The sequence below is a fragment of the Mycolicibacterium gilvum genome (assembly GCF_900454025.1).
Classification (GTDB): Bacteria; Actinomycetota; Actinomycetes; order Mycobacteriales; family Mycobacteriaceae; genus Mycobacterium; species Mycobacterium gilvum.
The window spans coordinates 2,846,098-2,864,575 of record NZ_UGQM01000001.1 but is presented as its reverse complement, the minus strand read 5'-3'; the positions used below and the strand labels follow the sequence as shown (position 1 = coordinate 2,864,575).

Below are 18,478 nucleotides of genomic sequence, written 5' to 3'. Positions count from 1 at the left end.
CTGCTAGGCTGCGCCTGGTTCCCCCGCTGGGGTGACGGTGCGCTCGGGGTGGGCTCCCGGCCCGGATGCCCGAGCGCACCATCAGTTTAGCGTTCCTTCGGGGCGAATGCTGCTGTGAATGAATCGCGGCGCGGGAATGTTTGTGCAGCAGCGCCGGATTGGAAACCTGCCGGCTTGTGTCGGGTTATTCCCCAGTGTGCGTGCGCGGCCAAGAGCCCCTTGGTCAGCTCGTCCACCCGCTTCGGGTCGATGTTGCCGTCGTCGTCGAGGAGGGTGTCGAGGGTGGCTCCGTCGCGCCAGACGTCGGCGGGGTCGGCGAGGCGGTCGGCGACGAGGCGTTCGACTTCGCCGCGTTGCAGGATCTCGAGTCGGGCTTTGAGGGTGTCGCGTTCGGCTTCGGCGGTTTGTGCTCGGCGCCGGTACTTTCGGGCTTCTTTGACGGCGTCGGGGGTGGCGTCGGTGGAGTCCTGGTCGGGCTCCTCCGTCGCGGTTTCCGTGTCGGTGCCCTCGGGGGTGGATTCCTCGGGGGTGGTGGTGTCGGGGGTTTCGGGGGTGTTGTCAGTCATCGGTGTCGTTCCTTCGGTAGAGGTCGTCGAGGTTGGTGATGGCGCGGGTGATGAACGCTTCGGATTCGGTGGAGGTGACGCCGTTCTCGTCAAATTCGGTGACGGTGACGGTGTGGCCGGGGCCGGTCGGCAATGGTGGAGCGTCCGGGTCCGGGGTGTGGGGGACGATGTCTCTGGGTGGCCGTTGGTATTCAGGGAATCCCTCGGACAGGTCGTGTTCTTCGCTCATGGCGTGGTGTTCCTTTCAATTGTGGCGCTGAATTGGGTTACTGCGTCCCCGGCGACTGGTCGGCATTCCCGACATAGGCCGCTGGGGTGTCTTGTGGCCCATTTCTGGCAGAGCAGGCATAGGCGTGTGGTGCGGCGGCGGGTGGGCGTACGTGTTGTCTTGAAGGAATCGTCGGGGTGGTTCATGCGGTTTTCCTTGGCCTTCCTGCCTTTTGGGGGTTGAGCCTGCCCGCGACCACACCGGGTGGACGCTTGGCCTTCGGCAAGCCGTCGAACCACGTTTCGCAGGACGCGAGCGCCGGGCACAGGCGGCACAATCCGAGTGCCTGCGAGTGGCGTTGGGTAACAACGTCGTCGGATTCATCGGCGGCAGCCTCGTCGAACAGGTGCGGCTTGCCTCGGCAGCGGGCGCCGGGTAGCGACGGCGCGCCGAGCAGCGCGGCGAACAAGTCGGCCGGGTGATGGCTCATTCGTGCTCCCATAGGTGTGCTCGTCGCATGAGTTCTCCGGTAGTCCAGGGCCAGCCGTTGCGCTCGAATCTGGCTTTGGTGCGCGACAGCCAGTCGCCATGTGCTTGCAGGATGTCGTTCTCCAGTTGCAGCCATGCCAGGATCTCGGCGGCAGCCTCGGCGTCCCAGTACGGGTAGACGAGAAGATCCAGCGGAACTTTCTGCGCGATGTCGTTGAGGTGGTCGCGCTCCTGCTGCGACAGGCTCATCCACCAGTCATGTGCGGCGCTCATTGGACACCTGCCGGGCAGCCGTCGCGGTGCCCTTGGGTTTGGATGTGGAAGCCGCATTCGGTGCAGCGGCCGGGGCCGGTGATGATCGGTGGCGGAATTGGCTTCGGTGGGGCACCCGGTTCAACCCGGTGCAGTTGGTTATCCCGGTTATCCCGGTGCATCTCCGCACCGGGTTCGCCAAGATAACCGGGTGCACCGGGCGCACCGGGGGGTGTGTCTGAGCTTTGCAAGCGCAGACGCTCCCATACCGGGGTGAGCTGTTTGCGCAGGTAGCCACGCGGGCCACGTCCACCAGGACGCTGAGACGTGACCTTGGCTGCTTGGGTCAACAACTTGCCCAACCGGGTCGGCGTGATCGACTTGCCGTACGGGCTCGATGGACCCCAGTAGTCGGGGTTGTGTTGCACCAGCAAATTGATCAACTCGCCGGTGGGCACGAGGTCATCGCGGTCCGGCCAGACCTTGCGGAGGTCAGCGAGCAGCACCATGCCGGGCGGCAGTGCGCGTAGCCCCGCGTCGCGCTCGGCCTGGTCTTCGGCGAGTCCTCGCTTGATAAGGCTGTCGACCACGGCGGGCCAGTCTCCACCAGCAGCGACCGCGACACGCTTGAGTGGGCGCCACTTCTCTTTCGCGCGGCGTACGCAACCATCGGGCAGCTCCACTGCCAGGCCCGCTACCAGTTCCCGCACCGCATCGGCGAACGCGGCGATACGGTCATGGAGCCGCTGAGCCTCATCCTCGATCAGCTCCCAGTCCGAATCCTCGGTGACATTGCCGTAGTCGGGCATCAGCAAGATGCGAATGATCCGTGAGCGGGTGTCATCTGGCAGATTCGGCGCGTTGCCGGATAGCACGACGGGCCCGAAGGTCGACATCTCTTTGGCTTCCCAGCCCCCTCCTTTCACAGGTACCAGCGCGGGTCGGGTGGCGCCGAGCCGATAGCCGCTATTGATGATGGACAACAGATCCGGCGTGGCAGGGCCGTCCGGGCGCAGCACCCGGTCAACCTCGTCGATTTCGACGGTTCGGATTTCCTGGTCCAAGAGCCGAGGTATCAGGGCAGGCGACGGCGGGCTGGCGACCAAGATTGCCCGCCAACACAACCGGTATAGATGGTCCAGCACTGTCGTCTTGCCAGACTCGGGAACTGTCGAATCCAGTTGCAGCCGTGGCGTTGTCCGCAACTCTGTCACAAGGTGGGTGTGGACAGTCCATACCGCGAGCAGCGCCAAGTCTCCATCATCTGTCACGCAGATGAACCTTCGGAACCATGCCTCGACGTCATCGAGGAGCTGGGCGCCATCAGGGTTGTCCTCGGCGTACCACTCAACAAGCTCGTCGGAACGGTCGACGGTCATTGCAGCCACCCCCCAACCTTCGGGAGAAATGTCTGACGCGCGGTCCACGGACGTGCTGCGAAATAGGAATTGTGTTGAGTCACCAGGCGGGAAGTCGCGGCCCAATCCGCACCCGCCGAGATCGCCGCCGATGCGTCACAATCCGCTGTCTGCCAGCCTTCGACCCGCAGAATCCAGTGCTGGCCCGCGTCCAAAACCGCAGCCCACTTCACCGGATGATGGTCGTCAAGCAGACACCATTCCGGCGATCCGGCCATCGGCCAGTCGCCGGCCTTCTTGAGCTTCGGCAACACGAACGCGTGCACGTCGGACCACGACACCTGTTGCGATGCAGACTCGTACGTCATGCGGTCACCGCCCCGAGCTGGTCGATAGCGGCGTCGATAGTGTCGCGGAACCGAATCAGGTCATTGCGATACCCGGCGAGCGCATCGACATTGCGGGCAACCCGATCATCGGCTGCGAGCTTGGCGATACGGTCAACTCGCGGATGCCACTTCAGAATCTCGTGGCTGAACTCGTCTGCAATTGGTCGACGTCGCGGTGTGACATCGGGTTGACGCCGAGCCGGGTACTGCTTGCCGTCGCAGCCGGTCGACTTAATCTCAGCGACACCGCGAGCGATCTGTTCAGCGTCCGCCGCTGACATCAGACCGTCATCGACAAGCAGGTTCAGTCCGTGTTCGATCTCTTGCGGATCAACAACGTCTTCATTGACGAGGTCGTCTGGCCGCGGTTCAGGTGTTCGATTCTGAACACCTAGATCGGCGTTCACGGTGGCGACGCTCGATCCGACGACATCGGCAATAGCCCGTTGCGACATTCCCTCACCGGATAGCCACCCGACGATCTTGCGGCGCTGCTCGCGTCCGATCTTCACGTTGATTCTGCAGGCATCGGCGACGTAGGCAGTCCACGACGCATACCCGAGTGCCAGATGGATCTGGCCTGCCTTGGCCTGCTCGATCAGGTCGTACAGCTTCGACAGACTGTCACCGATGCTGTTGGTCAACAAACGGATTCGGCGGTCCAGACGCTCGGCGTCAGCGGTAGGTAGAACGAGTTCGTCGCTCACTTGCCCACCGCCTTCGCGGCGCACTTCGGACCCATATGCCGGGCCACCGACGCACCTGTGATCAGCGGGTGATTGCAGGCAGTGCATCGGACTGCAACGGTGTAGCCGAGCTTCCTGATCTCGGCCAGTAACTCGGCCTCGCGGCAGTCCTCGGCCGTTGGTGCTGTGTAGCCGTCCTCGGCCCGATGCAGGCTAGAATCGGAGTATCCGTTGGTGGTGTTTGGAGAAGGCCGGTTGCCCGCCGGCCTTTTTCGTGTCTGGGACATCAGGCCGCGTCACCGCCGTCCAGTTCGGCGAGGCGCTCGGCGAGGGCCTTCCGGCGGGTGGTTCGCCTCGCCGTAGGACGCAGCAACTCCGTCAGACGTACACGTTGCTCGTCAGTCAACGGCGGGGCTTCACCGAGAACCCTTTCGATGAAGTCGGCCAATTTCGCTTCAGCGAGGGCGGCGCGCGCTTCATTGATCCGCGGTTGATCCGCCGGATGGTGTCGAACAACGCTTGCCAGCCTGTTTCGCGCATCGAGTGCACGCGATGTCATTAATTCCTCCGGGCAGCAGAAATACGCCCGGCTTGTGGCGGGGCCTGCCCGTGGAGTTCAAAGCGTCCACGAAACCGCTTGAGTGCAAGCTACCTAGGTAAGTGGGATATGTCGAGCACATTCGAAGGTGAGGCGGCGTTCATCCACCGCAGCAAGTTCGTTTCGAACAGTGGCCGGTCGAGGCCGCACCGGGGACACCGCCACCGCCACGTGCCATCCTCGGAGCGATGCTGGTCAGCCTGGACGGGCATCTTGCGGCTCACGATCGCTGGAGTCGAATCGCCATCGACCGCAACGGTCTTCCCACGTATTTCTTTCGGCACCGGGGCCGTCCGGAAGCGCCTTTCTTTAATCGCGCCATCTTCACCGACATCGAGTTCGGGCCAATCGATCTGGCCGTGGGTTCCTTTTCCCGTGCAAATGATGCGAAACGTGCGTGATCCACTCATCTACTCCCCCATTTAATCCGCACGCTGTCTGGATCAAATCCCGGGCCGGGCCGGGTTCGATCGATCAGGACGCGTATTCCCAACGCTTCGATGACGGCACGCCGCTGCGCCACGGTCATTTCGTCCCAGCGTTCCCGGGCTGCCGGCCCTGCGAGCGGACGTATGGCGTCGAGGTCCAGCGACACGACAGAATCGGCCCGGTGGGACTCGGCGTCGTCGAGGTCGGGTTGCAAGCGCGCAGTGATGCGGCGCAACTGTTCGCCGGTGATCGCCCCCTCGGCGAAAGCGTCCGCAGCCTCATCGAGACGGCGCTTGAGTTCATCGACCCGCTCAGACCAGCGGCGGGCCTCCTCGTCGTCACCGAGCAACCAATCGAGCGCGTCAGGCATCGACAGACGGCCGATCACGAGATCTCTGACCAGCGCGTCCACCGATGGTTCAGAGCGGCCCACACACCCCCTGTCGTCGCACACGTAGAGATCTAGCGGCCGACCGTACTTGCCGTGTCTGGTGACGGCACGCAACGTGCCACCGCAGACGCCGCACTCCCCGAGGCCCCACGACAGGAGATGCCGTCGGGCACCTGGACGTGCCGTCCCGTTGGTTCGCCGAGTCGGTGCTGCGAGTAGGGCCACCACCTTTTCGTGCTTCGCCTTGTCCACGATGGCGGGCCAGCACCCGGGAAAGCGTTCCTCGTCGGGCTGACCCCGATGGTGCACGCGCTCGGCGATGTTGGACTCCCGCAACGCGAGCTTCTTGACCGACGTCTTGCCCCACCGCGCCGACTTCGGGGCCGGCTCCCCTCGGCCGTTCAGGCTATCGGTGATACCGCGCAGCGTGTCGCCGCCCAGTAGCCGGTCAACGATCTCGCGGACAACCTCGGCCTCGTGCGGGTGCTCGGTCCACGTCGCGGTTGCTCCGGTGCCGTTCTTGGTCCAGCCATATCCGAGATCACCGGACGGTCGTCCCGCCCGCGCTCTGCGTGCGGCTGATGCCGTTATGCGCTCAGACTTGATTTCGCTCTCCCACGTCGCCAGGGCGCCCTGAATGTCGACCCATGTCCTGCCGGCGGCCGTTGACAGGTCGTAATCGCCGCCCTGCGCCTCGGACACGTTGACCTTGCAGGAATGGAAAGCGTCAATGAACTCGGCGCGCTCACGCCGGTTCCTGGTCATACGGGTGAGGTGGTAGACGATGACGCGGTCAATCTTGTGCTCGCGGGCCAACTGAAGCACCTTCTGATATGCCGGGCGTTGCTTCCCGCGAAAGGCGCTGATGTCGTTGTCGGAGTGTTCGGCGACGATCTGATACCCGCGTGCCGCGGCGAAGGTTCGCGCGTGCTCTAGTTGATCGGTGACGCCCACAGCTTTACCGCTCTGGTCTTGGGAGATACGCGCATACAGCGCGACTCTCTCAACCGTTGACGTATTCACGTCTAAGAGCCTACGGTATTTCCCGGCGGCGTCGGAAAGACCTGGAAGGAGGGGGACTTCGAACAGCTGCTCGGCGACGTCAGCAGCAGGGTGTTCGACGTCTTCCCCGATCAGACCGTCGTGTATCCGGGGCACGGCGACGATACGACGCTCGGGACCGAACGTCCGCATCTCGGCGAGTGGCGCGAGCGCGGTTGGTGACCCGCCGTTAATGGAAAGAAAATCAGGAAAGGGATCATGAACAGCGATCAGTTCAACAAGGCCAAGAGTGGCGCCGGCTTCATCGCCGCGCTCGACCAGAGCGGCGGCAGCACGCCCAAGGCGTTGAAGCTCTACGGGATCGCCGAGGACGCGTACTCCGGCGACGCTGGGGAAATCGACAACACGGCAATGTTCGACATGGTGCATCAGATGCGCACCCGCATCATCACCAGCCCGAGCTTCGACGGCGAGCGCATCCTCGGGGCAATCCTCTTCGAGGACACCATGGACCGCCAGATCGAGGGTCGTGACACGGCCGACTACCTGTGGAACGTCAAGCAGATCGTTCCGTTCCTCAAGGTCGACAAGGGCCTGGCCGAGGAGAAGGACGGCGCGCAGGTCATGAAGCCGATCCCGGGGCTGGACGAGCTCCTCGCCCGCGCCCGGGACAAGGGCGTGTTCGGCACCAAGATGCGCTCGGTGATCAAGCTGCCCGGTGCCGGTCTGGACGAGGTCGTCGCCCAGCAGTTCGAGGTCGGGAAGCAGATCCTCGCGGCCGGGCTCGTCCCGATCATCGAGCCCGAGGTCGACATCCACAGCCCCGAGAAGGCCAAGGCCGAGGAGCAGCTCAAGGCCGCCATCCTCTCCCAGCTCGACTCCCTCGGCGACGACCAGGCCGTGATGCTCAAGCTGACGCTCCCCGACGTCGACAACCACTACCGTGAGCTCGTCGAGCATCCGAAGGTACTGCGCGTGGTCGCGCTGTCGGGCGGCTACAACCGCGAGGACGCCTGCGCCAAGCTCGCGGCGAACCAGGGTGTCATCGCAAGCTTCTCGCGTGCGCTGACCGAGGGCTTGACGGCCCAGCAGAGCGACGACGAGTTCAACGCGGCGCTGGATTCCGCGATCACCGCGATCGCCAAGGCGTCCAACTCCTGACACCGAAAAACCCTGGGTCGACTGTTGTCGGCCCAGGGTTTTTTCGTGTCAGACCTCGGTCAGGACGTGTGCACGATCAGCACATCGGACTTGGACCGACGCGCCACGTTGGCGGGCACGGATCCCAGCAGACGGCCGGCGATCGTGCTCAGGCCGACGTTGCCGACGACGAGCAGATCGGCGTTCACTTCCTCGGCCAGCTCGACGAGCGCATCGACGGGCGCGCCCACGACGGCCTTCTCCTCGATGTTCTCCGCGCCGGCGGCCTTGGCGCGCTCCTTGGCCTCACGCAGGATCGCGTAGATCGGCGCGTTGCCGGACATCTTGTAGCCCTCGTCCTTGAGCACATCGGCCGCCCGGGCGTCCTCGCTCTGCGGGAAGTAGGCGGTCGCGACGATGAGCCTCGCGTGCGCGCCGGCAGCGATCTGACCGGCGCGGTCCACGGCACGTAACGACGAATCAGATCCGTCCGTACCAACCACCACCGTTTGATAGCCGGTCATCAATATCCTCCCAGTGTCGGTTGCAACGCCAACGGAGACAGTAACCCGCCCGGACCCGAACATGGGTGCGATTCACCACACATCGGACGCATTCGCCCTGCATTCGATGCCGTCGGAGCAGGCAACATCACCTTGACCGCGTCTGCGTGACGGCGGGTACACACCGCAAAATGCTGCTGCGCCAAAAGGACTGGCGGGCCTTCACGGCTGTGTCCGCCCGGCGATGCCGGTCACACACCGGATCTCGCGGCATCGGCAGTGTTGCCGGCAGCAGAAAGGCGCCGAAGCGCAATGTGTCCGACCGGGACAGCGGGAATCGGCAACGGTGCCGCCGTCGCCGGCTCGGTGCCGCCCGACTTTCGGTTCCGTTTGGGCGACAGGGCATTTCGTTCCCGATGGACGCGGCAGGAGTGGGTCAGTTCTGCGTGCCCAGGACGCGTCCGGCCGCGAAGGTGGCGGCCTCGTTGACCATCCCGTTCCACGGATAGGCGAAGTGCGCGAAGAAGTTGTTGCCCGACGAGCAGTACGGGTCACCCGTGGCGCACAGGTCGATGGCCTTGGAACCGTACAGCGGGCTGATCTTCGTGAGTGGCCCGAGCGACGAGATGTCGCGGGAAGGGTTGCCGAACACCGCGATCGCGGCGACGTGGTTGACCATCTTGTCCGGTAGCGGCGCCGGCTTGAAGAACCAGATGATGCGGTTGCCGACGGTGATGAGGTCGATGACCCCGGCGCCCTGGGACATACCGCCGAGCACGATCTTGGTGCGCGGGCAGACCGCGGCGACGTACTGCACATGCTTGTTGGCGTCGACCGCACCCTCACTGGTGGACTTCGAGAAGTTCCAACTCGCCGGATAGTTGACGGCGTAGACGGACACGGTCTTACCCGGAAGCCTCTTCTTCAGCGCCGTGACGAACTGCCTACCGGTGAAGCCGACACCCGGTTTGTCCGCTGTGCCGCGGGCGAAAACCACCTCGACATCCGGGCATGATGCAGCGACAGCAACGGGAGCACTGGCGATGGACAACGACAGAGCCCACCCTGTCACCACCGCTCCACCTAGGACACGGGCCACCTGGCGTGCGAGCACGCGTCAACGCTGACACAGTTTCAGCAAAGTTGGGCGTTGTCGCGACACAACGGTGATCGAACGGAGATGCATCCGTGTTGCGTCAACGGGTACAGCCCCAGCGACGTGTGGATAATCCCGCGCATTCGTGTACGCCGCGAGCCGTCAGTGCGACGCGCCGATCTCGACGAGAAGCACACCGACCATGATCAGTGCGATGCCGCCCAGCATCTTTCGGGTCAGGGGCTCATCGAACAGCAGGCGCGAGAACGCCGCGGTCAAAGCGACACCCGCGGCGGCCCAGATGCCGTAGGCCACCCCGAGTGGCATGCCGTGTCGCAACGAGGCCCACAGCAGGGTGAAGGCCGCGACATATCCGATGAGGACGATGCCGTAGAACGACGTTCTTCCCCGCGCCGCAACTCGCAGAGCGAGTGTCGCGCTGACCTCACACCCGATGGCGGCGATCAACAGGACGTACTCGATCATTCGGCGTCCACCCGGGATCCGGTCTCGACCAGCGCCACGCCCGCGATGATGCACCCGAGGCCGGCGATCATCAGCGCGGTCAATTCCTCACCGAACAGGACCGCCGACAGCAGCGCCGTCATCGCGACACCGGAAGCGCCCCAGATTCCGTACGCGACGCCGAGCCCCATACCCCGGCGGAGGACGAGGGCCAGGAAGACGAACGAGGCGAGGTACCCCAGGACGACCACGGCGTACAACGCGGGCACCGTCTCGGAGCCTTTGAGGGACAGTGTCGCGGCGACTTCGCTGGATATCGCCAGAATCAAGAACACCCACGTCACCGCGGATCCTCCCCGAGGAGTTGCAGGGAAACCGAAAGAACCTGCGGCCGTTCGTTTGGGAAGTGAGACATCAGGCCGGGCACTTGGCGAACTCTAGCTTCCGGTTGGTGAAGCTGCTCTCGGAGCCGTTCCGGTGCTGGAGGATCCCGCCTTATCGATTGCTGGACATGATCTGTTACAGATGTCCGGGGATTCACAGCAAACCCAACTTTCGGCGAATTCGACCGAAGGGTCTTCACCTGGGATTTCTCGGGATTCTCTGAATCACCTGGTCTCGTCGGGTTTAGCAGCCATGATCAACGGCCATAGTTCTCGGCGACGGGGGTCACGGCCTGCAGCGCACACCAGCGCGGCAACGGCCATGAGTGAGACACCCTTCCGGTTGTCACCATCGACGGTGATAGCGGAAGAAACATCCAGGAGGTACATGATGGAGATCAAGAAACTGACCGCGGGCATCGCGACGGCCGGCCTGCTCGGCTTGGGAGGCCTCGGCATGGCGGCGGGCCTCGCCCACGCAGAACCGCCGGCCAACCCCGGCAACTCGAACGGCCAGGGCAACGGCAACGGCAATGGCAATGGCCCCGGCGGCCCGAACGGCAACAGCGGACCCGACCGTCCCGACGTGGTGACGGGACCGGGCGTCAACGCAGGGGACCCGGGCACGCCGCTGCCTCCGGGACTCGGCTACCTGCCGCCTCCGGGACACGGCGGGCCGATGCCGCAGAACGTCATCACGCTGCCGGAGACCCCCGTGTGGGTGATCACCCCGGTGCTGCCGCCCGAAGGCGCGCCGCTGCAGCCTGAGCTGCCGGATTGGGCCGAGGGCCTGGCAGTCGTCTGGAACCCCGACCTCAGTGCGTGGGGCGTGTGGAACGGCGACACCGGCGTGTTCGTCCGCTTGTAATCGACGCGGCTCGTAGACACAGCGAAGGGCCGTCCCATCCATCGGGTGGGACGGCCCTTTCGTGCGCGTCGATCGTGCGAGCGAGTGACGGGATTCGAACCCGTGTGAACGGCTTTGCAGGCCGGTGCCTAGCCACTCAGCCACACCCGCACTGCACGCCACCCTGCCGGACCCCGACCGAACGGGCCAGGTTTCCGATCGGCCTGATCGTTAACCGTCCGGGCCCGCGGGCGCGGCAAGCCCACGGCGCACCGACGCCATTTTGTCGGTCACCTCATTTGAGCCCGGCGGCATCCATGCCGCGGAGTTCCTTCTTCAGGTCCTGGATCTCGTCGCGGATCCGGGCGGCGAGCTCGAACTGCAGATCGCGCGCGGCGGCCATCATCTGCGCGGTCAGGTCCTTGATCAGATCGGCCAGCTCGGCGCGCGGCATGTTCTTCGTGTCGCGGCCCTCGTACACCCCGGCGCTGACCGCGCGGCCCGGCTCGCCCGGCGCGCGACGGCCACGCGACGCGTTGCGGCCGGAGCCGCCGATCTCCACCGCTTCGGTGTCGTCGGCCTCGCGGTACACCTGGTCGAGAATGTCGGCGATCTTCTTGCGCAACGGCTGCGGATCGATCCCACGCTCGGTGTTGTAGGCGATCTGTTTGGCGCGACGCCGCTCGGTCTCGTCGATGGCCTGCTTCATCGAGTCGGTGATCTTGTCGGCGTACATGTGCACCTCGCCCGAGACGTTGCGCGCGGCGCGACCGATGGTCTGGATCAGGCTTCGAGGCGACCGCAGGAAGCCTTCCTTGTCGGCGTCGAGAATCGCAACCAGCGACACCTCGGGCAGATCGAGACCCTCCCGCAGCAGGTTGATGCCGATGAGCACGTCGTACTCCCCCAGCCGCAGCTGGCGCAGCAGCTCGACGCGACGGAGCGTGTCGACCTCGGAGTGCAGGTAGCGGACTCTGATCCCCATCTCCAGCAGGTAGTCGGTGAGGTCCTCGGCCATCTTCTTCGTCAGTGTCGTGACCAGCACGCGTTCGTCACGCTCGGTGCGTTTGCGGATCTCACCGATCAGATCGTCGATCTGGCCCTTCGTCGGTTTCACGATCACCTGCGGATCGACCAGGCCCGTCGGGCGGATCACCTGCTCGACGAACTCGCCGCCGGTCTGAGCCAGCTCGAAGTTGCCCGGCGTCGCCGACAGGTACACCGTCTGTCCGATCCGGTCGGCGAACTCCTCCCAGGTCAGCGGACGGTTGTCGACCGCCGACGGCAGCCGGAAACCGAAGTCCACCAGGTTCCGCTTCCGGGACATGTCGCCCTCGTACATCCCTCCGATCTGGGGAACGGTCACGTGCGACTCGTCGATGACGAGGAGGAAGTCCTCGGGGAAGTAGTCCAGCAGGGTCGCGGGGGCTGAACCGGCCGGCCTGCCGTCGATGTGGCGCGAGTAGTTCTCGATGCCGGAGCAGAACCCGACCTGACGCATCATCTCGATGTCGTAGTTGGTGCGCATGCGCAGCCGCTGCGCCTCCAGCAGTTTGCCCTGGCCCTCCAGTTCGGCCAGCCGCGCTTCGAGTTCGGCCTCGATCGTCGAGATCGCCGCCGCCATCCGTTCGGGCCCCGCGACGTAGTGGGTGGCCGGGAAGATCCGCAGCGAGTCGACCTTGCGGATGATGTCGCCGGTCAGCGGGTGCAAATAGTAGAGCTCCTCGATCTCGTCGCCGAAGAACTCGATGCGGACCGCGAGCTCCTCGTACGACGGGATGATCTCGACGGTGTCGCCGCGGACCCGGAACGTCCCTCGCGTGAAGGACATGTCGTTGCGGGTGTACTGCACATCGACCAGCAGCCGCAGCAGGCTGTCGCGGGGCACCTCGTCGCCGACCTTGAGCTCGACGGAGCGGTCCATATAGGACTGCGGGGTGCCCAGACCGTAGATGCACGAGACCGAGGCGACCACCACGACGTCCCTGCGCGACAACAGGTTCGACGTCGCCGAGTGCCTCAGGCGCTCGACATCGTCGTTGATCGAGCTGTCCTTCTCGATATAGGTGTCCGTCTGGGCGATGTAGGCCTCAGGTTGGTAGTAGTCGTAGTACGACACGAAATATTCGACGGCGTTGTTCGGCAACATCTCGCGCAACTCGTTGGCCAGCTGCGCGGCCAGCGTCTTGTTCGGCGCCATCACCAGCGTCGGTCGTTGCAGCCGCTCGATCAGCCACGCCGTGGTCGCCGACTTACCGGTACCGGTGGCGCCCAGCAGCACCACGTCCTTCTCCCCCGCCCGGATGCGCCGCTCCAGCTCCTCGATCGCCGCGGGCTGGTCGCCGGCGGGCTCGTACTCACTGACCACCTCGAAGCGCGCGCCACTGCGGACCACGTCGTCGACGGGGCGGTACTCCGAGTGCGCGAGCACGGGATGTTCGGTCGCGAAAGCCATGTTCACAGGGTAGAACCCGGCGCCGACATGTTCTGTTCCGCACGTGCCCCGCACCCCTCTGCCAGGCCTTATCCTGGGCTCATCGACCCTCCCGCGCACATCCATCCGCCCAAACGCGAGACCTTCGACGTCGCGGCACGCACCAACACCGATCCGAAGGGCATCGAGCGCGCCGTCGACATCTACGAGGTGCGGCCCTGGGGGCTCTACATGGCACGGCCCACACCGGGCCGTGCCCAGTTCCATTACCTCGAATCCTGGCTGCTGCCCGCTCTGCACCTGCGTGTGACGGTGTTCCACTTCAATCCCGGCCACGAACGCGACCAGGACTTCTACCTCGACGTCGGTGACTACACCCGCGACGGAGACCGCTGGTCCGGCGAGGACCACTATCTCGATCTGGTGCTGCGCACAGGCCACGGAGTGCAGCTCACCGATGTCGATGAGCTACTCGCCGCGGTCGGCGCCGGACTGCTTTCCCACGACGCGGGCCGGCGCGCGGTGCACGTTGCGGTGGACACCGTGGACGCGCTGGCCCGCCACGACTACGACCTGCACAGGTGGCTTGCGAGCAACGGCATGGTCCTGACGTGGCGAGACACATAGACTCCTGCTGTGAGTGCGACGAGACGTGTGCGTACCGCCGGAGCGACGCTCGGTGCCGCGGTGCTGGGCGCCGCGGGTCTGCTGGCCTCTGCCGCCCCCGCCCCGGCCCAGCCCGACCCGCAACCCGAGGTCGAGGCGCAGGCGCCCGAAATCCTGCGCAACATCACCTACCGCGCCCGCGTCGACGGGGTGTCGCGCGGCGCGTCGATCACCTACCGGGCCGAAGGCGACAAGATCCAGGGGGCGAACCCGACGATGGTCCCCGGTCGGGTGTTCGAGGCGATGACCGTCCTGCCCGAATCCCAGGTCGCGAACATGCGGGTGTCCATCGAGTGGCCGTATTCGGCGAACCTGCACTGCGAGATCCTGATCGACGACAAGCTCGTGGCCCAGGCCGACGACTTCATCGCACCGCGGGTGCTGCCCCAGCGTGAAGACCCCGACTACGGTGCTCTGACGTGCGAGGCGCCGGTGGGCGCCGCGCCCGGTCCTATGGCCACCGATTCGCTCGCACCTCCACCCGACCAGCCGCCACCGCCGGCGCCGCCGACCTAGCGAGGTCCGGCCGGCCGCCACCCGGTGGTGTCGGCCCACTGCCATGCCCTGCGGTAGGCGTCGAGAAACCACGGCTCCTTGGCGTTGGCGTGCGCGCCGGTCGTCGGATGATCCTCGGCAGCCACCCGCCGTTTGAGGTCGGCGTACTCGGTGCGCACCGCCGGATTGTTGGTGAGCCAGTCGACGAACAGCAGAGCGAACTGCTGATTCGGCCATCCGTCGACACGCACGTGCACGTTCGTCGGACGTCCAGGATCCGCCGAGCAGAACAGTCTCTTCGCCCAGTGCGCGGCGTCGTCGGAGTGGTCGAACGGCGACGCGGTGCTGCGGGCATCCGGCTTGGCCACATCCCCTGTGATCTGGGTCCGGACGTAGCCGGCCGCCTGCAGCGCGTCGGTCAGTTCGTCGGCGACATCGAGCGACTCGACCGTGACCTGGACGTCGATGACGTCCTTGGCGTCCAGATCCGGGACAGCCGTCGAGCCGATGTGGTCGACCCGCACCGCGCGGTGCCCGCACGCGGTGCGCAGGCGGGCCAGGATCCGCTGAGCCTGTGCGGCCCACTGCGGATCCGCCGGCACCGGGCGGGCGTCCGTGCGCGCGGGTTCCCCCGCCGCGAGGTTGTGGGCGAACGGGCGGATCCTCCCGTGCCACAGGTCGCGTGCCTTCTCGACCAGCTCGCCGGCGCTGCCCGAATTGTCCAGCCACACATCGGCAACCGCGCGGCGCTGCTCCTCGGTAGCCTGCGCCGCGATGCGTGCGCGGGCATCCTCCTCCGAGAAGTTGCGATGCTCGATGAGCCGCTTGACCCTCACTTCGGGGTCGGCGTGGACGATGATCACGAGCGGAAACATCGGGGCCATCTGGGATTCCACGAGCAGCGGGATGTCCTCGACGATCACCGGATTCTCCGCGGCCTCGCGTGCAGCGGCGATGAGATCCGAACGCCGTTGCGCCACAAGAGGATGCACGATCCCGTTCAGCGTCGTACGCTTTTCGTCGTCACTGAACGCGATCGCCGCCAGCGCCGGGCGGTCGAGGGAGCCGTCGGACCGCAGGATCCCGTCGCCGAAGGCCTCGACGAGCTTCGCTAGCCCCTCGGTGCCCGGTTCGACCACCTCGCGGGCGATCACATCGCCGTCGACGACGACGGCCCCCAGCTCACTGAACGTCGCCGACACCGTCGACTTGCCCGCTCCGATTCCTCCGGTCAATCCAATGCGCAGCACCGCACCAGTGTGTCAGCCGCCCGCTCAGCCCTCGACACCAGTCAGTTCGATCGTCGGATGGGCCAGGGTGGTCTCGGCGAGGACGGCGCCGTCGGAGAGGTTGACCGCCACCACGCGCCGAGTGCCGGGATCGCTGACGTAGGCCACGTCGCCCTGCACATGCAGGTTCGGCATCGGCGACTGCCATTCATCCGGCTCGGTCCACGGCTCGACGACGGGCACGTGGGCGAGGCGCTGGGCGCTGACGGGGTCGAACACGTGCAACGCACCGTCGGTGCCCAGGATGACCGCTTCGCCGCGTGGCCCACGGTCCAGCGAGCGGAAGCTGTAGCTGGCGTCCAGCGGGACCACCCGCAGCGCCCCCGTGCGGGTGTCGGTCAACGTGAAGCGTTGTGGCCGTTCGAGTTCGGCATCCGGATCGGTCTTGTAATCGCCGAGCACCACGACCGACTCCTCACTACCCGCCTGGTTTCCGATTCGTCCGTACGGGTCGGGGCTCGGGATCTTCTGAATGTCGTTGCCACGCACGATCAACAGGCCGTCCTCACAGCCGAACGTCAGCGCGCCTCCGGCGGCAGCCGCTTCGCCGTGCAGTCCCGGGCACTGGTCGTTGACGGCGATCCGGCCGCCCGCGGCATCCCGGATCTCCAGTCCGCTGCGCCCGTCCTCGTCACCGACGCTGAGCACCACGGTGCCGTCCTTCCGCGCCACCGCGACACCGTGGTGAGGCGTCGTCGTGACGACCGTTGTCGCAACGCCCTCACCGTCGAGCAGTTCGTGCGGGTCGACCACGTCGACGGCTCCGGTGCCGTCGCTGAACAGGGTCAGCCGCTCGTCGTGCGCGACGACATGGCCGGGCTCGGCACCGCCGAATCGCAGGTCGGTCATCGCCGGCGGAGCGGTGTAGTGATGTCCGTGATCGCCGTGGGAGTCCGTCCAGGTCCCCAGATCGAGGACCGCGAAGCCGTCGGTCTGCGACACCAGCACGTGCCGTCCGTCGGCGGCCGAATTGAGCCGGACGAACCCGTCGACCGGGATGTCGGCGACCTGGTGCAGCGTGCCGGCATCGAGGACCAGTACCCCGCCGTCGTAGCTCAGCGCCAGGCGCGGCGTCGCCGAGGATTCCTCCGTCGGTGCGGCCTCGGCGCTCGTCGGGGCTGCACTGTCGGTCGGCGCGGTCTCGGTGGCCGCGCAGCCGGCGCCGAGCAGAGCGGCAGAGAAGAGGGTAAGGAGTCGGGTTGTCGTCGTCACGACGATGATCCAACCCTCTAATGAAAATCATTGTCAAAAAGCGATATGTGCACATGAGCGCGCAACGACGAAGGCCCCGACTCGTCATGAGCCGGGGCCTTCGGTCGGGACTGTTTAGGCGTTGCCTGCGAGCTTCTCGCGCAGCGCAGCCAACTGTGCATCGCTGGCCAGCGATCCACCGCCCGAGGACTCCTCAGAGCGCGAGGAACCGTTGGACGACGCCGGCTTGGCGGCTTCCTCGGCCTCGGCAGCGGCGAACTTCTCCATCTGCGCGGTGTGCATCTTGTGGCGACGCTCGGCCTCGGCGTACCGGGCCTCCCACTCGTCACGCTGCTTCTCGAAGCCTTCGAGCCACTCGTTGGTGTCGGCGTCGAAGCCCTCGGGGAAGATGTAGTTGCCCTGGTCGTCGTAGCTGTCGGCCATGCCGTACTTCCAGGCCTCGAACTCCTCGGAGTAGTCCTCGTTGGCCTGCTTGAGGCTCAGCGAGATGCGGCGACGCTCCAGGTCGATGTCGATGACCTTGACCATCGCGTCGTCGCCGACCTGGACCACCTGGTCCGGAACCTCGACGTGGCGCTCGGACAGCTCGGAGATGTGCACCAGACCCTCGATGCCCTCTTCGACACGGACGAACGCACCGAACGGCACCAGCTTGGTGACCTTGCCCGGCACGATCTGGCCGATCGCGTGGGTGCGGGCGAAGTGACGCCACGGGTCTTCCTGAGTTGCCTTGAGCGACAGCGAAACCCGCTCGCGGTCCATGTCGACGTCGAGCACCTCGACGGTGACCTCGTCGCCCACCTGGACGACCTCGGACGGGTGGTCGATGTGCTTCCAGGACAGCTCGGAGACGTGCACCAGGCCGTCGACGCCGCCGAGATCGACGAACGCGCCGAAGTTGACGATCGACGACACGACACCCTTGCGGATGGCGCCCTTGGTGAGCTGGTTGAGGAATTCGCTGCGCACCTCGGACTGGGTCTGCTCCAGCCAGGCACGGCGCGAGAGCACCACGTTGTTGCGGTTCTTGTCGAGCTCGATGATCTTGGCCTCGATCTCCTTGCCGATGTACGGCTGCAGATCGCGGACACGACGCATCTCGACCAACGATGCGGGCAGGAAGCCGCGCAGGCCGATGTCGAGGATCAGGCCGCCCTTGACGACCTCGATGACGGTGCCCTTGACGGCCTCGTCCTTTTCCTTGAGCTCTTCGATGGTGCCCCAGGCGCGCTCGTACTGTGCGCGCTTCTTGGACAGGATGAGGCGGCCTTCTTTGTCCTCTTTGGTGAGGACCAGCGCTTCGACCTCGTCGCCGACGGACACAACCTCATTGGGGTCGACGTCGTGCTTGATCGAGAGTTCGCGGGAAGGGATGACGCCTTCGGTCTTGTAGCCGATGTCGAGCAAGACTTCGTCGCGGTCAACCTTGACGATGGTCCCTTCGACGATGTCGCCATCGTTGAAGTATTTGATGGTCTTGTCGATGGCGGCGAGAAAATCCTCCGCGGAGCCGATGTCGTTGACGGCAACTTGCGGAGACGTGACGGAGGGACTTGGCATGTGGTGGGTTGCTCCGGACA

The 18,478-nt window shown here is 65.5% G+C and carries 23 protein-coding genes, 1 tRNA gene and 1 pseudogene; 6 read left to right on the top strand and 19 right to left on the bottom strand.

Going from position 1 to position 18,478, the window contains the following annotated elements; translation table 11 throughout:
- Window positions 1-86: 86 nt before the first annotated feature.
- The 9 genes from DYE23_RS13650 to DYE23_RS13615 form a co-directional block, all read right to left on the bottom strand.
- Entirely contained in the window at window positions 87-566 is a 480-nt protein-coding gene (locus DYE23_RS13650; protein ID WP_115327404.1) for a hypothetical protein, read from the bottom strand.
- Entirely contained in the window at window positions 559-795 is a 237-nt protein-coding gene (locus DYE23_RS13645) for a hypothetical protein (protein WP_115327403.1), read from the bottom strand. The genes DYE23_RS13650 and DYE23_RS13645 overlap by 8 nt, the downstream gene beginning before the upstream one ends.
- A gap of 181 nt (window positions 796-976) precedes the next feature.
- Window positions 977-1,264 (bottom strand): hypothetical protein, encoded by a 288-nt coding sequence (locus DYE23_RS13640; RefSeq protein ID WP_115327402.1) that lies wholly within the window; start codon window positions 1,262-1,264, stop codon window positions 977-979.
- Window positions 1,261-1,536 carry a hypothetical protein gene (locus tag DYE23_RS13635; protein ID WP_115327401.1) on the bottom strand — a complete coding sequence of 92 codons (276 nt, stop codon included), beginning with the start codon at window positions 1,534-1,536 and terminating at the stop codon, window positions 1,261-1,263. The genes DYE23_RS13640 and DYE23_RS13635 overlap by 4 nt, the downstream gene beginning before the upstream one ends.
- Window positions 1,533-2,894, bottom strand: a complete 1,362-nt coding sequence (locus DYE23_RS13630) for a DUF3631 domain-containing protein (RefSeq protein ID WP_115327400.1) — start codon at window positions 2,892-2,894, stop codon at window positions 1,533-1,535. Before DYE23_RS13630 ends, DYE23_RS13635 begins: the two co-directional genes overlap by 4 nt.
- Complete coding sequence (locus DYE23_RS13625; RefSeq protein ID WP_115327399.1) at window positions 2,891-3,241, bottom strand: DUF2742 domain-containing protein; 351 nt, start codon at window positions 3,239-3,241, stop codon at window positions 2,891-2,893. The genes DYE23_RS13630 and DYE23_RS13625 overlap by 4 nt, the downstream gene beginning before the upstream one ends.
- The gene (locus DYE23_RS13620) at window positions 3,238-3,969 is read right to left on the bottom strand and encodes a hypothetical protein (protein WP_115327398.1); all 732 of its coding nucleotides are present in this window, start codon (window positions 3,967-3,969) and stop codon (window positions 3,238-3,240) included. The genes DYE23_RS13625 and DYE23_RS13620 overlap by 4 nt, the downstream gene beginning before the upstream one ends.
- The gene (locus DYE23_RS31940) at window positions 3,966-4,235 is read right to left on the bottom strand and encodes a DUF6011 domain-containing protein (protein WP_353961808.1); all 270 of its coding nucleotides are present in this window, start codon (window positions 4,233-4,235) and stop codon (window positions 3,966-3,968) included. The genes DYE23_RS13620 and DYE23_RS31940 overlap by 4 nt, the downstream gene beginning before the upstream one ends.
- Complete coding sequence (locus DYE23_RS13615; RefSeq protein WP_172527674.1) at window positions 4,235-4,507, bottom strand: hypothetical protein; 273 nt, start codon at window positions 4,505-4,507, stop codon at window positions 4,235-4,237. Before DYE23_RS13615 ends, DYE23_RS31940 begins: the two co-directional genes overlap by 1 nt.
- A gap of 227 nt (window positions 4,508-4,734) precedes the next feature.
- On the opposite strand from DYE23_RS13615, the gene DYE23_RS30625 reads away from it, so the two are divergent.
- The gene (locus DYE23_RS30625) at window positions 4,735-4,947 is read left to right on the top strand and encodes a hypothetical protein (RefSeq protein ID WP_147292283.1); all 213 of its coding nucleotides are present in this window, start codon (window positions 4,735-4,737) and stop codon (window positions 4,945-4,947) included.
- Between the two features lie 5 nt (window positions 4,948-4,952).
- Here the strand turns inward: DYE23_RS30625 and DYE23_RS13610 are convergent, their stop codons facing one another.
- Window positions 4,953-6,389, bottom strand: a complete 1,437-nt coding sequence (locus DYE23_RS13610; RefSeq protein WP_115327397.1) for a recombinase family protein — start codon at window positions 6,387-6,389, stop codon at window positions 4,953-4,955.
- Window positions 6,390-6,404: 15 nt separating this feature from the next.
- Here DYE23_RS13610 and DYE23_RS31395 point away from each other — a divergent pair.
- Together DYE23_RS31395 and DYE23_RS13600 are read left to right on the top strand one after the other, a co-directional pair.
- Window positions 6,405-6,590: pseudogene (locus tag DYE23_RS31395) on the top strand (MBL fold metallo-hydrolase); the annotation flags it as partial.
- A gap of 36 nt (window positions 6,591-6,626) precedes the next feature.
- Entirely contained in the window at window positions 6,627-7,529 is a 903-nt protein-coding gene (locus DYE23_RS13600) for a fructose bisphosphate aldolase (RefSeq protein ID WP_115327396.1), read from the top strand.
- A 59-nt stretch (window positions 7,530-7,588) separates the two neighbouring features.
- On the opposite strand, the gene DYE23_RS13595 is transcribed toward DYE23_RS13600, so the two are convergent.
- From DYE23_RS13595 to DYE23_RS13580, 4 genes are all read right to left on the bottom strand, one after another.
- Window positions 7,589-8,032, bottom strand: a complete 444-nt coding sequence (locus DYE23_RS13595) for a universal stress protein (RefSeq protein WP_011894409.1) — start codon at window positions 8,030-8,032, stop codon at window positions 7,589-7,591.
- Window positions 8,033-8,447: 415 nt separating this feature from the next.
- Complete coding sequence (locus DYE23_RS13590; protein WP_011894410.1) at window positions 8,448-9,086, bottom strand: cutinase family protein; 639 nt, start codon at window positions 9,084-9,086, stop codon at window positions 8,448-8,450.
- A 183-nt stretch (window positions 9,087-9,269) separates the two neighbouring features.
- Window positions 9,270-9,593: a DMT family transporter gene (locus DYE23_RS13585; protein WP_011894411.1), complete on the bottom strand. Its 324-nt coding sequence runs from the start codon at window positions 9,591-9,593 to the stop codon at window positions 9,270-9,272.
- Window positions 9,590-9,916 (bottom strand): DMT family transporter, encoded by a 327-nt coding sequence (locus DYE23_RS13580; RefSeq protein ID WP_115327395.1) that lies wholly within the window; start codon window positions 9,914-9,916, stop codon window positions 9,590-9,592. Before DYE23_RS13580 ends, DYE23_RS13585 begins: the two co-directional genes overlap by 4 nt.
- 430 nt (window positions 9,917-10,346) lie before the next feature.
- Between DYE23_RS13580 and DYE23_RS13575 the strand changes: the two genes are divergently transcribed.
- Window positions 10,347-10,823, top strand: a complete 477-nt coding sequence (locus DYE23_RS13575; RefSeq protein ID WP_115328962.1) for a hypothetical protein — start codon at window positions 10,347-10,349, stop codon at window positions 10,821-10,823.
- A 79-nt stretch (window positions 10,824-10,902) separates the two neighbouring features.
- On the opposite strand, the gene DYE23_RS13570 is transcribed toward DYE23_RS13575, so the two are convergent.
- Window positions 10,903-10,973: transfer RNA gene (locus DYE23_RS13570), tRNA-Cys, on the bottom strand.
- Between the two features lie 124 nt (window positions 10,974-11,097).
- Window positions 11,098-13,257 carry an excinuclease ABC subunit UvrB gene (gene uvrB, locus DYE23_RS13565; RefSeq protein WP_011894414.1) on the bottom strand — a complete coding sequence of 720 codons (2,160 nt, stop codon included), beginning with the start codon at window positions 13,255-13,257 and terminating at the stop codon, window positions 11,098-11,100.
- 99 nt (window positions 13,258-13,356) lie between these two features.
- Between uvrB and DYE23_RS13560 the strand changes: the two genes are divergently transcribed.
- Both DYE23_RS13560 and DYE23_RS13555 read left to right on the top strand, forming a co-directional pair.
- Complete coding sequence (locus tag DYE23_RS13560) at window positions 13,357-13,863, top strand: ribonuclease FAU-1 family protein (protein ID WP_178061081.1); 507 nt, start codon at window positions 13,357-13,359, stop codon at window positions 13,861-13,863.
- Between the two features lie 9 nt (window positions 13,864-13,872).
- Window positions 13,873-14,418, top strand: coding sequence for a hypothetical protein (locus tag DYE23_RS13555; protein WP_115327394.1), 546 nt, complete (start codon window positions 13,873-13,875; stop codon window positions 14,416-14,418).
- Here DYE23_RS13555 and coaE read toward each other — a convergent pair.
- The 3 genes from coaE to rpsA all read right to left on the bottom strand — a co-directional run bounded on the left by coaE (window position 14,415) and on the right by rpsA (window position 18,458).
- Window positions 14,415-15,647: a dephospho-CoA kinase gene (coaE, locus tag DYE23_RS13550; RefSeq protein WP_115327393.1), complete on the bottom strand. Its 1,233-nt coding sequence runs from the start codon at window positions 15,645-15,647 to the stop codon at window positions 14,415-14,417. The genes DYE23_RS13555 and coaE overlap by 4 nt on opposite strands.
- Before the next feature lie 24 nt (window positions 15,648-15,671).
- Window positions 15,672-16,898 carry a zinc metallochaperone AztD gene (gene aztD, locus DYE23_RS13545; RefSeq protein ID WP_013471774.1) on the bottom strand — a complete coding sequence of 409 codons (1,227 nt, stop codon included), beginning with the start codon at window positions 16,896-16,898 and terminating at the stop codon, window positions 15,672-15,674.
- A gap of 114 nt (window positions 16,899-17,012) precedes the next feature.
- Window positions 17,013-18,458, bottom strand: a complete 1,446-nt coding sequence (rpsA, locus tag DYE23_RS13540) for a 30S ribosomal protein S1 (protein ID WP_011894419.1) — start codon at window positions 18,456-18,458, stop codon at window positions 17,013-17,015.
- Window positions 18,459-18,478: the final 20 nt, after the last annotated feature.